The 14,540-nt window shown below is 71.9% G+C and carries 13 protein-coding genes; 12 read left to right on the top strand and 1 reads right to left on the bottom strand.

Annotated elements, in window-relative coordinates; all coding sequences use genetic code 11:
• Position 1 precedes the first annotated feature (1 nt).
• The gene (locus ACIOKD_RS02200) at positions 2-841 is read right to left on the bottom strand and encodes a pyrimidine reductase family protein (RefSeq protein WP_402076906.1); all 840 of its coding nucleotides are present in this window, start codon (positions 839-841) and stop codon (positions 2-4) included.
• Between the two features lie 37 nt (positions 842-878).
• Between ACIOKD_RS02200 and zapE the strand changes: the two genes are divergently transcribed.
• The 12 genes from zapE (at position 879) to ACIOKD_RS02260 (ending at position 14,405) form a co-directional block, all read left to right on the top strand.
• Entirely contained in the window at positions 879-1,991 is a 1,113-nt protein-coding gene (zapE, locus tag ACIOKD_RS02205; protein WP_402076908.1) for a cell division protein ZapE, read from the top strand.
• Positions 1,992-2,169: 178 nt separating this feature from the next.
• Positions 2,170-2,568: a hypothetical protein gene (locus ACIOKD_RS02210; RefSeq protein ID WP_402076911.1), complete on the top strand. Its 399-nt coding sequence runs from the start codon at positions 2,170-2,172 to the stop codon at positions 2,566-2,568.
• A 170-nt stretch (positions 2,569-2,738) separates the two neighbouring features.
• Positions 2,739-3,329, top strand: a complete 591-nt coding sequence (locus ACIOKD_RS02215; RefSeq protein ID WP_402076915.1) for a carbonic anhydrase — start codon at positions 2,739-2,741, stop codon at positions 3,327-3,329.
• A complete protein-coding gene (locus ACIOKD_RS02220; protein WP_402076918.1) occupies positions 3,221-4,840 on the top strand; it encodes a SulP family inorganic anion transporter in 1,620 nt (539 codons plus the stop codon). Before ACIOKD_RS02215 ends, ACIOKD_RS02220 begins: the two co-directional genes overlap by 109 nt.
• 200 nt (positions 4,841-5,040) lie before the next feature.
• Positions 5,041-6,402: a PhoX family protein gene (locus ACIOKD_RS02225; RefSeq protein WP_402076921.1), complete on the top strand. Its 1,362-nt coding sequence runs from the start codon at positions 5,041-5,043 to the stop codon at positions 6,400-6,402.
• A gap of 126 nt (positions 6,403-6,528) precedes the next feature.
• Positions 6,529-7,500 (top strand): PPK2 family polyphosphate kinase, encoded by a 972-nt coding sequence (locus tag ACIOKD_RS02230; RefSeq protein ID WP_402076923.1) that lies wholly within the window; start codon positions 6,529-6,531, stop codon positions 7,498-7,500.
• Between the two features lie 57 nt (positions 7,501-7,557).
• Positions 7,558-8,406, top strand: coding sequence for a polysaccharide deacetylase family protein (locus ACIOKD_RS02235; RefSeq protein ID WP_402076925.1), 849 nt, complete (start codon positions 7,558-7,560; stop codon positions 8,404-8,406).
• 116 nt (positions 8,407-8,522) lie between these two features.
• On the top strand, positions 8,523-9,383 hold the full coding sequence (locus ACIOKD_RS02240) for an aldo/keto reductase (protein WP_402076927.1): 861 nt from the start codon (positions 8,523-8,525) through the stop codon (positions 9,381-9,383).
• Between the two features lie 195 nt (positions 9,384-9,578).
• Positions 9,579-10,301, top strand: coding sequence for a peptidyl-tRNA hydrolase (locus tag ACIOKD_RS02245; protein WP_402076929.1), 723 nt, complete (start codon positions 9,579-9,581; stop codon positions 10,299-10,301).
• Between the two features lie 271 nt (positions 10,302-10,572).
• On the top strand, positions 10,573-11,367 hold the full coding sequence (locus ACIOKD_RS02250) for a DUF4142 domain-containing protein (RefSeq protein WP_402076932.1): 795 nt from the start codon (positions 10,573-10,575) through the stop codon (positions 11,365-11,367).
• 156 nt (positions 11,368-11,523) lie between these two features.
• Positions 11,524-13,218, top strand: coding sequence for a DUF692 family multinuclear iron-containing protein (locus ACIOKD_RS02255; protein WP_402076934.1), 1,695 nt, complete (start codon positions 11,524-11,526; stop codon positions 13,216-13,218).
• A gap of 386 nt (positions 13,219-13,604) precedes the next feature.
• Complete coding sequence (locus tag ACIOKD_RS02260) at positions 13,605-14,405, top strand: DUF4142 domain-containing protein (protein ID WP_402076937.1); 801 nt, start codon at positions 13,605-13,607, stop codon at positions 14,403-14,405.
• The last annotated feature ends 135 nt before the right edge of the window (positions 14,406-14,540 follow it).

Raw genomic sequence — 14,540 nt, forward strand, 5'->3', positions numbered from 1 at the left:
ATCAGGTCCGACGGTAACGGCTGAAGAGGAACCCGGCTTCCTCCAGCAAGGACGTCAGTTCGAACCGCCTCGGCACCGCGACGGACGGGCCGCCCGCGATGCGCTGGGCGTCTCCGACGGTGAGCATCGGGGACACCGTCAGACAGAGTTCGTCGAGGACGCCGGCCGCGACCAACTGGCCGAGCAGCCGGGGCCCGCCCTCCGTCAGGAGCCGGCGCAGGCCGAGGTCGGCGAGCGCGCGGACGGCCCGTGCGGGGTCCACCCCCGCGCCGTCGCCCGCGATCACGACCCGCGCGCCGGCCTTCTCGGCGGCGGCGATCCGGTCGGGAGCCGCCGCGGCCCCCGTGAGCAGGAGCGTGGGAAGCAGCGGCGAGGCGAAGAGCGGGAGCGAGAAGTCCAGGTCGAGGCTCGCGCTCACCACGGCGATCGCGGGCGCCGGGCCCTGCCCCGCCGCCGCCCGGCGCGCGGCGAAGTCCTCGCGGGCCCGCGCCGGGCGGTAACCCTCCTGCCGTACCGTTTCCGCACCGACGATCACGACGTCCGCGAGTCCGCGCAGCGTGCCGAAGATCCGCATGTCGGCGGCGCTGGAGATCGGCTGCGAACGCCCGTCGTGCTGGGCGGCCCCGTCGAGCGTGGAGACCATGTTGGCCCGCAGCCACGGCTCGGGGCCCTCGGGTCCCGCGACGCCCACCGGATAGGCGTACGCCTCGGCCAGTTCGTCGAGCCCCCATTCCCGGGCCACGGTCTCCGTACCCGGTGTACCCGGTGTACCCGGTGTACCCGGTACCCCGTCCGAGGCCGGGGCCGCTGTCTCGTCGGTCACAGGGAACAGGCGTCGCATGTGGTGCAGTCTGGCACGAGACGTAGAGTGGGGAACCGTGTCAACCTCCACCACCGCCTCCGGTTCCGGCCCGATAGCCGACGCGACCCCGTCGTCCCTGTGCGCCCGTGAGCCGCGTGTCCCCGCGGACCGGCTGGTCGCCGAGATGGTGCCGCCCCCTCGCTTCGACTCGGTCCGCTTCGACACGTACGTCCCGGATCCGAACCAGCCGAGCCAGACCGAGGCCGTGCGCGTCCTGGCCGAGTTCGCGGCGGGTCTCGGCGGGACGCGGTCCACCGATTCCGCACCGCGCGGTTTCCTCGGCCTCGGATTCGGATTCGGCAGGAAGGCCGCGAAGGCCCCGGCGGGCCCCCGCGGTGTCTACCTGGACGGCGGTTACGGCGTCGGCAAGACACACCTGCTCGCCTCGCTCTGGCACGCGACCCCGGCGGAGCCCTCGCTCAAGGCCTTCGGCACGTTCGTGGAGCTGACGAACCTGGTCGGCGCCCTCGGTTTCCAGCAGACCGTGCGGACGCTGAGCGGCCACCGGCTGCTCTGCATCGACGAGTTCGAGCTCGACGACCCCGGCGACACCGTCCTCGTGTCCAGTCTGCTCGCCCGGCTGGTCGAGGCGGGGGTGGCGCTCGCCGCGACCTCCAACACGCTGCCGGGCAAGCTCGGCGAGGGCCGGTTCGCCTCGGTCGACTTCCTGCGCGAGATCCAGGGCCTGTCCGCCCACTTCCGGTCGCTGCGCATCGACGGCGACGACTACCGCCACCGCGGGCTGCCCGAGGCCCCCGCCCCCTACTCGGACGAGCAGGTCACCAAGGCCGCGTACGCGACGCCGGGCGCCTCGCTCGACGACTTCCCGCATCTGCTCGGCCATCTGGCCCGGGTGCACCCCAGCCGGTACGGCGCGCTGACGGACGGGATCGTGGCGGTCTGCCTCACGGACGTCCAGCCGGTCCCGGACCAGTCCACGGCGCTGCGGCTCGTGGTCCTCGCCGACCGGCTGTACGACCGCGAGGTGCCGGTACTCGCCTCGGGGATGCCCTTCGACCGGCTGTTCAGCGAGGAGATGCTGAACGGCGGCTACCGCAAGAAGTACTTCCGCGCGATATCCCGGCTCACGGCGCTGGCACGGGACGCCAAGGGGCTCGTACGGGACTGAACATCCCGCCCCGCCCGGTCCTGCCGCTCGGCGATTTCCGGCCCGCCACCGACGCTCTTCGGCCCTCTTCAGGCTCTCTTCAGGGTGAAACGTTAAGTTAACCCAGCAAACAACTTCCCGCGTTAACGTTCGTGTCAGCAAGGGAACAGCCGACCTGGAACCGGCCGAGAGGGGGCCCATGCGACGTGGTACGACGGTCCGGACACTGTTCGCCGTTCTCGCCGCCGTCCTGCTGGCCCTGCAGCTCTCCGCCTCCACCGCGGCGTTCGCACCGGCGTTCGCATCCGCGCACACACCCCGGCTCGCCGGACCCGGGGACGGCCCCGAAGCCAGGGCCGAGTTCGTCACCTGTGGCGACACCTCGCACGCGCACGGCCCGACCGGCCCCCTGCGCACCCGGGACCGGATCCGTGTCGCGGACCAGGTCCCGCCGGCCTCCGCGCGGCCCCTGCTCTGCAAGGACGTCGCGCTCGCCCACGAGGACCCGTCGCACACCGCGGCCCCCGCGGCGCACCACCGCACGACGAGATCCTCGTCGGCCCACTCCACAGCGGCCCTCCAGGTCTTCCGCTGCTGAGAGCACAGGCTCTGACCTGACCACCGGGCACGAAGCGACTCCGACCTGACCCACCCCTCACCACGCCACGTCCGCCGAGCGCGTCGACGTGGGGTCATGTCGCCGTACCCGCATGCGCTCCGTTTTGTACGCCGACGCGCTCGCATACGCGCGCCAGGAGGAACTGACACATGCAGCCCCTCATCGATCACGCACGCTCCTTCCGCAAGCAGTCCGCGGACCGCCCGGAGGAGTTCGCCCGACTCGCCGAAGGCCAGTCCCCGCAGGTCCTGTTCATCACCTGCTCCGACTCGCGGGTCGTCCCGGCCCTGATCACCGGAGCCCGGCCCGGTGAACTCTTCGAACTGCGCACCGCCGGCAACATCGTCCCCCCGCACACCTCTTCGCAGCCCACCAGCGAGGCGGCCACCGTCGAGTACGCGGTGGAGGTGCTCGGGGTCACCGACATCGTCGTCTGCGGCCACTCCCACTGCGGCGCCGTCGGCGCGCTGGTACGCGGCGACGACCTGACCGCCGTACCCGCCGTCCGCGACTGGCTCGCGCATTCGACCCCACGGCCCGACGGCGCCCCGGAGGACCCGACGGTCACCGAGGCCGTGCAGAACCACGTACTGACACAACTCCTGCGGCTGCGCTCGTACCCGTGCGTGGAATGGCGGCTGACGGGCGGTCACCTGCGCCTGCACGGCTGGTTCTACGAGGTCCACACCGGGGCCGTCCTCGCGCACGACGTCCGCTCCGACTCCTTCGAGGCGCTGTGAGCGCCGCGACGGGCACGCCCGCGACCGGCAGCGGGAGAGACCCGGGCCGGCGTAAGCGATTCCCCTTCCTGCGGCAGGACTTCGCCGCCTCCCTCGTCGTCTTCCTGGTGGCTCTGCCGCTGTGCGTGGGTGTGGCCGTGGCGTCCGGTGTGCCCGCCGAACTCGGCCTGATCACCGGCATCGTGGGCGGTCTGGTCACCGGGTTCCTGCCCGGCAGCAGCCTGCAGGTCTCGGGCCCGGCCGCGGGTCTGACCGTGCTGGTGTTCGAGGCGGTGAGCGAGTACGGCCTGGCCGTGCTCGGTGTCATCGTCCTGGCCACCGGCCTCATCCAACTCGCCATGGGCGCACTGAAGTTGGGGCGCTACTTCCGGGCCATCTCGGTGGCCGTCGTGGAAGGCATGCTGGCGGGCATCGGCCTGGTCCTGATCGCCGGCCAGCTCTATTCGGTGGCCGGCGCCGAGGCCCCCGCCTCTGGTCTGGGCAAGCTCGCCGGGCTGCCGGGTCTCGTCGCCGACTCCGCCGGATCCACCGCCGCGCTGACCTCCTTCGGGCTCGGCGCCGCCACCGTCGCCGTACTCGTGCTGTGGAAGCACCTGCCGGCCAAGGTCCGTACGGTGCCGGGAGCGCTGGCCGCGGTGGCGCTCGCCACGCTCGCGACCCTGGCCTTCGACCTGCCCGTGGCGACGGTGGAGGTAAGGGGACTGCTCGACTCGATCCAGTTGCCGGGGCTCGAAGCCGTCGGCGGGCTGGCGGGCGTGGGCGTGCTCGGCACGGTCCTGGCGTTCGTGCTGATCGCTTCGGCGGAGTCGCTGTTCAGCGCCGCCGCCGTGGACCGGCTGCACGACGGGCCGCGCACCGAGTACGACAAGGAACTGATGGCACAGGGCGCGGGCAACACGGTCTGCGGGCTGCTCGGCGCGCTGCCGATGACCGCCGTGATCGTGCGCAGCTCGGCGAACGTGTCCGCGGGCGCCCGCACGAAGGCGTCGCGGGTGCTGCACGGGGTGTGGCTGCTGCTGTTCGCGGCACTGCTGCCGGCCGTGCTCGCCTACATCCCGCTGCCCGCACTCGCGGGCATCCTGGTGCACGCGGGCTGGAAGCTGATCCCGCTGCGCTCGATCGCGGCGCTGTGGCGCGGGCACCGGGGCGAGGCACTGATCCTGGTGGTCACCGCCGTCGCGATCGTCGTGGTGAACATGTTCGAGGGCGTGCTGATCGGACTCGCGCTCGCCGTCGCCAAGACCGCCTGGGAGGCCTCGCACAGCAAACTGGAGGTCATAGACAAGGGAGCCGGGCCGGTACAGGCGTACCTGTCGGGCAACGCCACCTTCCTGCGGCTGCCGAAGATACTGGACGAGTTGGAGGGGCTGCCGAAGGACCGCCCGGTGACGGTGGACCTGTCCGGGCTGCATCACCTGGACCACGCGTGCCGGACAGCGCTGGAGGACTGGTCGCGGCGGCACAGCGCGAAGGGGACCGAGCCGGTGAAGGTCACCACTCCGGCTCCGTAGGCACCGGAACCTGAGCCGGAACCGCCGCCCGGGGCCCGGTGCGGGACTCCACACGAGTCCCGCACCGGGCCCTTCGGGCTGTCCGGGCCGCCCGACGGCGCGTGAGAACGTCACGCTACGCGCGTGGTTCACGTGATCGGGACCACGTGATACACACAAGCGGGTCACGTACTCCTGTCCGCCAACAGGAAGGTTGCCCCATGTCCGCAACACGACGCGAAGTACTGGCCCGCTCCGGAGCCCTGGGAGTCGGCATCGCCTTCACGGGTGCCGTGTCGGAACTCTTCACGGGTACGGCCGCCGCACTGGGCCACTCCGGATACGGCCCCCTGCTCCCCGACCCGGACGGCCTGCTGGACCTGCCGAAAGGTTTCCGCTACCGGGTGCTGTCCCGCGAGGGCGACGAACTGCGCTCCGGCGAGGGCCGGGTGCCGAGCAACCATGACGGCATGTCCGCCTTCGCCGGTGGACACGGCCGCGTCCACCTCGTCCGCAACCATGAGAACCGCGTCACCGGCAGGATCGGCGTCCCGACGGTCGACGGACTCACCTACGACCCGACGGGCAAGGGCGGCTGTACGGCGCTGACCCTCGACCGGCGCGGCGACGTGGTCGGCGAACGGGTCGCCATCGCCGGTACGGCCGTCAACTGCGCGGGCGGGCCCACCCCTTGGGGCACCTGGCTGACCTGCGAGGAGACCGAGGACAGGGCCGGCACGAACGGCTACACCAAGGATCACGGCTTCATCTTCGAGGTCGACCCGGTGGACCCCCGGCGCACCGGAGCCGTACCGCTGACCGCGATGGGCCGCTTCCAGCACGAGGCGATCGCCGTCGACCCGAAGCGCGGCATCGTCTACGAGACCGAGGACGCCTTCCTCAAGCCCTTCGGCCTCTTCTACCGTTTCCTGCCCGACAAGCCGGAGGGCGGCCTCGGTTCGCTCCGTGCGGGCGGCCGGCTCCAGGCGATGCGCGTACCCGGCGTCCCGGATCTCTCCTCGATCCAGGAGACGGGTGCGAGCTTCGACCGCGTCGAGTGGGTGGACGTGCCGGACCCGCTGGCCACCGAGACCCCCATCCGCGACCAGGACTTCGGCCCCAAGGGCATCACCCACGCGCAGAAGCTGGAGGGCTGCTACTGGGGCGGCTCGTCCGTCTACTTCGTGTCCTCCTTCGCGCACAGCAGCGAGGGCTCAGCGGCCGACCACTACGGCCAGATCTGGCGGTACGACCCCGGTGCCCGCCGGCTCACGCTGGTGATCGTCTTCGGTCCCGACACCGACGTACAGCTGCCCGGCGAGTCCCCCGACAACATCTGCCTCGCCCCCAGCGGCGGCCTGATGGTCTGCGAGGACGGCGGGGGCGCGCAGCACGTGTACGGCGTGACCCGGCGCGGCGAGGTGTACCCGATGGCCCGCAACCGGCAGAACATCGGCACGCCTGACGCCCCGGAGTGGGGCGAGTTCGCGGGCGTCACCTTCTCGCCCGACGGCCGGACGATGTACGTGAACTGCTACACGCCGGGGACGACGTTCGCGGTGAAGGGGCCCTGGAGCAGGTAGTGAACCGCGCCGCGCAGGGCACCCGGCGGCCGTAGCGGTCGCCGGGTCCGGGGGCGGGTGCGCCGCGGGTAGCGGCCCCCGCCCCCGCGGCGCAGGATCGAGAGAACCGCCCCGAAGGGATGCGCGATGGCCAAGAAGGACAGCAAGGGCAGGAAGGACACGAAGGGCAGCGGGTCCGCGGAGGACGAGCGGGGCGCGAAGGACGCGAAGGGCGGCAGGACGGGGGCACAGCGGGCCGAGGAGAGCGCCGTCGCCATGCGCGACGCGCTGCGCGTCCCGGTCGGCGAACGGATCTCCCTCTCCTCGTACGACGCCTCGGCGACCCCCGGCGGGGCGACGGCGCCCAGGTCCAAGGCCGACGGCCGCGCCGCCCGCACCCGGATGGCCGAACCCCTGGCCGGTCTCCAGGAACGCCTCTGGGCGGCGAGCACCGCCGGTGACCACCGCCGGGTCCTCCTGGTCCTCCAGGGCATGGACACCAGCGGCAAGGGCGGCACGGTCAAACACGTCATCGGGCTCTTCAACCCCGTCGGCTGCCGTGTCCGCGGCTTCAAGGCGCCGACCCCCGAGGAACTGGAGCACGACTTCCTCTGGCGGATCAGGAGGCAGCTCCCCCTCCACGGCGAGCTGGGCATCTTCGACCGTTCCTACTACGAGGACGTCCTCGTCGGCCGCGTCCGGGAACTGGCCCCGCGCACCGAGATCGAGTCCCGGTACGACCGGATCAACGACTTCGAGCGGGCCCTCGCCGACGACGGCACGACCATCGTGAAGTGCTTCCTGCACATCTCGTTCGAGGAACAGCGCCTGCGGCTCCTGCGCCGGCTCGCCGATCCGGACAAGCACTGGAAGTTCAGCCCGTCGGACATCGACGACCGGACCCTGTGGCCCGCCTACCAGGAGGCGTACGAGATCGCCCTCGAACGCTGCTCCTCGGACGCCGCCCCCTGGTATCTGATCCCCGCCGACCGCAAGTGGTACCGGAACTGGGCGATCAGCCGACTGCTGCTGGAGCATCTGACGGCTCTGGACCCGCAGTACCCGAAGCCGGACATCGATGTGGAGGCCTGCCGGAAGCGGCTGCGGGAGGAGGGCTGAGCAACACCGGTAGCGATATAACCGTTTTTTCCTATTCATCCGGTTAATGTCGCCCGCGTGAACACCTTCCTGTTCCTGAAGAGGGCCACCGCCGCCTGCGTCCTGACGACGGCGGGCGCGGTCGCCCTCACGGCGTGCGGCGCTCACGGCGCCTCCCGCGCCACCACGGCCCCCGCGCCCGCGGCCGGTACGCTCTCCCGGCCGCCCACGCTCGCCCCTGGACCGGGCGGCCTGACCCCCGTCTTCATGAAGGCGGCCAGGGCGCGCGACAAGACGGTCGCCCTCACCTTCGACGCCGACATGACGGCCGACCAGGGGCCCCGGGCCGCCGCCGGGGAGCGTTTCGACAACCCGCGGCTGATCGGAACACTGCGACGGCTGAAGGTGTCGGCGACCGTGTTCATGACGGGGCGCTGGGCCGAGGAGTACCCCCGGCAGGCGCGGGCCATCGGGCGCGAGCCGCTCTTCGAGGTCGCGAACCACTCCTACAGCCATCACGCCTTCACCGAGGACTGCTACGGGTTGCCGACCGTTCCCGCGTCGGGGATGCGGGCGGATGTGGAGAGGGCGTTCACCGCGTTCCGCGAAGCGGGGATCGAGCACCCGATGCCGTACTTCCGCTTCCCGGGCGGCTGTTACGACAAACGGGCGCTGAGGGCGCTGAGCGGCACCGGCGTGACGGCCGTGCAGTGGGACGTGGTGAGCGGGGACGCGTTCGCGACGGACGCGGGGGCCGTGGCACGGCAGGTACTGGACGGCGTACGGCCCGGTTCGGTGGTCGTCATGCACTGCACGCGCAGCGCGGCCCCGGCGACGGAGGAGGCCCTGCGCGCGATCGTTCCCGAGCTGCGAAAGCGCGGCTACCGCTTCGTGAAGGTGTCGGAGTTGATCCGACCGCACGCTTGAGTTCGGTATGCGATTCATCGTCCGCGTCTCTCAAAGCGATCGCCTTCTCCTGTTGGACGGCGAAAACGTCACGGTGGAGGCTTGGAATACCGAACGAACCCCCAGGAGGAGCCTCCATGCAGACACGCACCATCGGTGACGTCCGGGTCGGAGCGATCGGTCTGGGCGGGATGCCGATGTCCATCGAGGGGCGCCCGGACGAGGCGCGTTCGGTCGCGGCCGTGCACGCGGCGCTGGACGCGGGTGTCACGCTCTTCGACACCGCGGACGCCTATCACCTGCACGCCCACGAGGTCGGTCACAACGAGTCGCTGATCGCCCGCGCGGTGGCCTCGTACGGCGGCGACACCTCGGACGTGCTGATCGCGACGAAGGGCGGGCATCTGCGTCCGGGCGACGGCTCGTGGACGTTGAACGGCTCGCCGGAGTACCTGAAGAAGGCGTGCGACGCCTCGCTCGGACGGCTCGGTGTCGAGGCCATCGGGCTCTACCAGTTCCACCGGCCGGACCCGAAGGTCCCCTACGCGGAGTCGGTCGGCGCGATCCGCGATCTGCTGGACGCGGGCAAGATCCGCTTCGCGGGGGTCTCCAACGCCGGCCCCGACCAGATCCGGCAGGCCGACGAGATCCTCGGTGGGCGGCTGGTGAGCGTGCAGAACCAGTTCTCGCCGGCGTTCCGCTCCAGCGAGCCGGAGTTGGAGCTGTGCGCGGAACTCGGCATCGCGTTCCTGCCGTGGAGTCCGCTGGGCGGGATCTCGAAGGCGGGTGAACTGGGTTCGCGTTACGGCGTGTTCGCGGAGGTGGCGGGTGAGCACGGGGTGAGTCCGCAGCAGGTCTGTCTGGCGTGGATCCTCGCGAAGGCGCCTGTGACGATCCCGATCCCGGGGTCCTCCCGCCCGGAGACGATCCGCGACTCGGCCGCCGCGTCGAGCCTGGCCCTGTCCCCGGAGGAACTGTCCCGCCTCGACGCGGCGTAAAAGACTGCGCCGTTCCCCGCGCCCCTTTTCAGGGGCGCGGGGAACGGCGCAGTCTTTGTCCTTGGGGGGCGCGGGGAACGGCGCAGTCCTTCGCCTTTCAGGGGCGCGGGGAACGGCGCAGTCTTTGTCTTTGGAGGCGCGGGGAACTGCGCGACCGGCCCCTGCGCCCCCACCCCCTCCTGGCAGACTGAGCACGTGAGCAGCGACGGAACACAGCACAGCCCCTTCCAGCACGAGCGCACCACCCGCGACGAGGCACCGCAGTTCGTCCTGCCCCTGGTCGCCCGTATCGAACGGAACGAACCCCCCGCCCGCACGGACGCGCTGGAGACCGCCGCCCGCGCCGTCCTGGTCCTCCTCAGCGACGAGCGCTCGCTCGGCGAGGGCGAGTGGGCGCGGGCCGTCCACGACTGGCAGGACGCCCGCATCCGCAAGGTCGTCCGCCGGGCCCGCGGCGCGGAGTGGCGCCGTGCGGAGGCCCTGCCCGGCATCACCGTCACCGGCAAGTCCGCCGAGGTCCGCGTGTTCCCCCCGGTCCCGCTCGACGGATGGCCCAAGGACCTGGCCCGCCTCCAGGTCTCCGGCACGGACCTCGACGACCCGGAGCCGCCAGCGGACACCGACACGGCCACGCCCGTGCTGTGGCTGAGCCCGGACCTGGACATGTCGGCGGGCAAGGCGATGGCCCAGGCGGGCCACGGCGCCCAGCTGGCCTGGTGGGAGCTGTCCGGCGAGGACCGCACTGCCTGGCGCGAGGCCGGCTTCCCGCTCGCCGTCCGCACGGCCGACGCCGAGCGATGGGAGCGACTCGTCACGAGCGGCCTGCCGCTGGTGCGCGACGCCGGCTTCACGGAGATCGCCCCCGGTTCGTGCACGGTGGTCGCCGACCATCCGGCGCTGCGCCTCGACCGGCCGTAGGCGGATGACCGGCGGTAGGCGGATGACGGGCGGTCCGCGGCAGGACAGGCGATGACACGACTGGACGGCAGGGGTCGCGTGCGATCGGCCTCCACCGCACGGACCACGTGGTGCACGCGTGGGACGCGGCGCGGGACTGTGCCGCGGCCGTGCGAGGACTGTGACACAGCAGACACCGACGATTGAACACATCCGCCGCCCCGCACGTATCTTCTGGCGCTGGCCAAGTACAGATTCCCAACGACCAGTTGGTAGAGATCCGGAGGCACCTGTGCGGCGTATCAACGGTACGGCCCTCGTCATCGTGGCACTCGTCGGAACCCTCGGCGCGCTCGCGTTCCCCGTGTGGTCGTACGCCGACCGCGCCGGGACGGGACCGGCGAACCTCGCCGCCGGGACCGTACAGACGAAGTGGGGGCCGCTGACCGCCACCGACCGTGACCTGGTCGTCCGGGTCCGGCTGGCGGGGCTGTGGGAACTGCCCGCCGCGCAGCAGGCCCTCGAACGTAATCCCAGCCCCGCGATGAAGGAGGCCGCCGACCACCTGGTCGTCGGCCACACCGACCTCGACAAGCGGGTGCGGGTGGTCGCGCGGGAGCTCGGCGTCGAACTGCCGAACCAGCCGAACGAGCAGCAGCAGGGCTGGCTGCAGCAGATGACCAACGCGAGCGACGCGGACTACCCCAAGGTGTGGGCGAACCTGCTGCGCTCCGCCCACGGCAAGATCTTCCCGGCGATCGGGACGGTGCGGAACCAGACGCGCAACACGCTGGTGCGGCAGCTCGCCTCGGACACCAACCAGACCGTGCTCGACCACATCACGGTGCTTGAGAAGACCGGCGCCGTCGACTTCGAGGCGATCGCCAACGACTCGGTGGCCGGAACCACGGCCAGCCCGTCCGGTCCGGCCGCACCGGTCCCAGGAGTGGTCCCCAGCTCGGCGCCGCCCGCCAAGGCGACCGGTGACATCAACACCACGTCACGGCCCTCCCCCGGGGAGCCGGGCACGGTCAACACGAACCGCCCCGACCCCGAGGACCCGGACGCCACCCCCACTTCGCGGTGACGGCCGGAACCTCAAATGTTGCTCTGAACGTCCCCGCCGATGGGTTCGGCCCCGCCCGCCGGGGCCATCACCCCGTCACGCCGGAACACAGGTCCGTCGAAGGAGACGCGTACAGGTCCTGGTGAAGTCGTGGTGCGGGAGTGGAGGAGGGGGACGATGAGGAACCTGGGTACGGGGATCGGGTGGCGGCCGGAGATCGCCGAGGCCGTGGAGCGCATGCCCGGCATCGACTGGGTCGAGGCCGTCGCCGAGAACGTCTGCCCCGGACATCTCCCCGAATCGCTGGTGCGGCTGCGGGAGCGCGGCGTGACCGTGGTCCCGCACGGGGTGTCGCTAGGGCTCGGCGGCGCCGACCGCCCCGCCGAGGCGAAACTCGCCGACCTGGCGGCCCGCGCCGAGGCCCTCGGCTCCCCGCTGGTCACCGAGCACATCGCGTTCGTCCGGGCGGGCGGGGCGCTGACCGCCTCGCCGCTCCTGGAGGCCGGACACCTGCTGCCCGTCCCCCGCACCCGGGACGCCCTCGACGTCCTGTGCGAGAACGTCCGGATCGCACAGGACGCGCTTCCCGTGCCGCTCGCGGTGGAGAACATCGCGGCGCTGATCTGCTGGCCGGGCGAGGAGATGACCGAGGGCCAGTTCCTGTACGACCTGGTCGACCGCACCGGCGTACGCCTGCTCATCGACGTGGCCAACCTCCACACCAACCACGTCAACCGCGGCGAGGACCCCGCCCGCGCGCTCGACGAACTGCCCGTCGAGGCCATCGCGTACGTCCATGTCGCCGGCGGCTTCGAGCGTGACGGCGTCTGGCACGACAGCCACGCGCACGCCGTGCCCCCGGCGGTCCTCGACGTGCTCGCCGAGCTGGCCTCCCGGGTCCGCCCGCCGGGCGTGCTCCTTGAGCGCGACGAGAACTTCCCCGAACCGGCCGAGCTGGAGCGCGAACTGATCGCGATCCGCGAAACGGTGGAGAAGGGTGCCGCATCCGAAGCGGCAACACCACGAAGCGCCGCGCCCGCGAGGACGGGCGGCGACCCGGGAACCGGCAGCGGCCCGCGATCCGCCGGCGCCACGAGGACCGGCCGCCGCACGGAGACCGCCGGAGCCACGAAAGCCGACCGCCTCCCGAAGACGGACGGAACTACGGAGGTCGACGACGCCCCGAAAACCGTTGCCCGCACGGGGACCGTTGCCCGCATGGGGGCCGGCGGCGACACGGAGCCCGTCGGGGTCGCGGGGGTCGTCGGGGTCGCGAAGAACGACGCGGCTGCGGAAGCCCCCCGCGTCGCGGGGGCCGGCGGCAGCCGCATCTCCGGGCCAGCGGCCCAACCAGCCACCGGCGACAGTCAGGCCTCCGTCGTTCAGGGTGAAGCCCAGAAAGCCACCGGCGACGGCCGCGCCTCCGTCGTAGGGGCAGAGGCCCGAGCACCCATCGGTCCTGCCCGGCAGCGGCTCGCGCTCGCGCAGGCCGCCCTCCTGTCCGCGCTCGTCGCCGGGACGCCCGTGCCCGAGGGGTTCGACCGGGCCCGGCTGGCCGTGCAGGCCCGGGCGCTGGCGGGCAAGCGGGCCGACGTCGTGGCCAAGGTCGCTCCGGAGCTGACGGAGATCCTGGCCGAGGCGTACCGGAAGGCGTTCCTGGCGTACGCCCACGGTCACCCGATGGCCGACGGCTACCGGCGGGACGCGCTGGACTTCGCCGAGCACCTGCTGTTCGACGGACGCCTCCAGGACGCGGACGTGCGGCGCCGGGTGAGCGGCTGGTGGCTGGAGCGTTCGGGCCCGGCGCCGTTGTCGCAGCGCCCGGCGGCCCGGCTGGTACGCGCCACGCGCCGGGTGCTGCTGAGGCGTTGAGAATCGGTCGACGGGAGACGTAGAAGGCCCTCGTCACCCGTGACTTCGCTCACCAGGGCGACAGCCGTGCCCGGTGTGTACAGCAACGCGGACCCCGTGCCTGCTCAGCGCCGCCCCGCGACGATCGGGCCGCGCGGGCGCGCACCCAGTCGGCACACAGCAAGTCCTGTACGCGCGTGTCACTGGCCGAGCCCGGACGACTGTCGGGCGTCGCGGGCTGCACCGCCCCCGTCTGCGGAAACACCCGGTCTGGCAGGTACCGCCGACCTGTTCGGAGCGCATACTTCATTCGTCCAAACCCGTACCACAGTTGGCGTACGCCACGAAGTACTATGCCAACCTCCACCAGAAGCGCACTAACGTGCGGTGCCGCAACAGGAGGCACCATGCGATCCATCGACGGCCGCGGACTGTTCACCGGCACCGGGCTCATCATCGCGGGTCTGACGACGACCCTCGTGGCACTGTTCTTCCCGATCTGGTCGTACGCCGACCGGTCGGGCACGGGCGTGGACACGCTGAACGCCGAGACCGTGTCGACGAGCTTCGGACCGCTGTCCGCGCAGGACCGGGAGTTCGTCACGAAGGTGCGGCTCGCGGGCCTGTGGGAGCTGCCCGCCGGGCAGCAGGCCGAGGAACGCGGCACCACCAAGGCCGTACGGACGGCGGGCGAGCACCTCGTCGGGGGCCATACGTTCCTGGACGCGCGCGTACGCGACGTGGCAGCGCGGCTCGGCCTCGAACTGCCCAACCAGCCCAGCGAACAGCAGCGGGCCTGGCTCGCCACGCTGAGCGCGGCACGGGGCGGGGAGTACGACAGGCAGTTCGCGAACATCCTGCGCGCCGCGCACGGCAAGGTGTTCGGCCTGGTCGCCCAGATCCGCGCGAACACCCGCAACTCACTCGTCCGTGACCTCGCCGACGACGCGAACACCACGGTGCTGGACCACATCACGGTCCTGGAGGCGACCGGTCTGGTCGACTTCGACGCCCTGGCCCGTGACGCGGCCTCCGCGAGCGCGCCCCCACTCACCCACTCCCCCGCGCCTCCCGGCCCGAAGGCCTCACCCAGTCCCCCCGTGCCCGCCACCCCCACCCCGACCTACTCCCTGCCCCCGGCCGCGACCGCCCCGCCAGCCGACGACGGGGCAGAGCGCAGGGCAGAGGGCAGGGACAACAAGCACTAGCAGCCGAAGTACCGCCGACGCGGAACGTGGCGGGTCCCAGGGGGCGCCACCGGCGCGTGCCGGGTGCGCATCGGGGTCATTGGGCCGACATCCGCGGGCCGGTTCTTTACTTCGCCGAGCCCCGGACCAAATATC

Origin of the sequence: Streptomyces sp. NPDC087844 (genome assembly GCF_044742785.1) — a bacterium.
Lineage (GTDB): Bacteria > Actinomycetota > Actinomycetes > Streptomycetales > Streptomycetaceae > Streptomyces.

Coding starts and splice junctions, on each gene's coding strand:
- ACIOKD_RS02230 (WP_402076923.1), top strand. CDS start 6,529: ATGGCCAAGAAGGACAGCAAGGGCAGGAAGGACACGAAGGGCAGCGGG.
- ACIOKD_RS02225 (WP_402076921.1), top strand. CDS start 5,041: ATGTCCGCAACACGACGCGAAGTACTGGCCCGCTCCGGAGCCCTGGGA.
- ACIOKD_RS02240 (WP_402076927.1), top strand. CDS start 8,523: ATGCAGACACGCACCATCGGTGACGTCCGGGTCGGAGCGATCGGTCTG.
- ACIOKD_RS02215 (WP_402076915.1), top strand. CDS start 2,739: ATGCAGCCCCTCATCGATCACGCACGCTCCTTCCGCAAGCAGTCCGCG.
- ACIOKD_RS02200 (WP_402076906.1), bottom strand. CDS start 841: ATGCGACGCCTGTTCCCTGTGACCGACGAGACAGCGGCCCCGGCCTCG.
- ACIOKD_RS02260 (WP_402076937.1), top strand. CDS start 13,605: ATGCGATCCATCGACGGCCGCGGACTGTTCACCGGCACCGGGCTCATC.
- ACIOKD_RS02255 (WP_402076934.1), top strand. CDS start 11,524: ATGAGGAACCTGGGTACGGGGATCGGGTGGCGGCCGGAGATCGCCGAG.
- ACIOKD_RS02210 (WP_402076911.1), top strand. CDS start 2,170: ATGCGACGTGGTACGACGGTCCGGACACTGTTCGCCGTTCTCGCCGCC.
- ACIOKD_RS02220 (WP_402076918.1), top strand. CDS start 3,221: ATGGCGGCTGACGGGCGGTCACCTGCGCCTGCACGGCTGGTTCTACGA.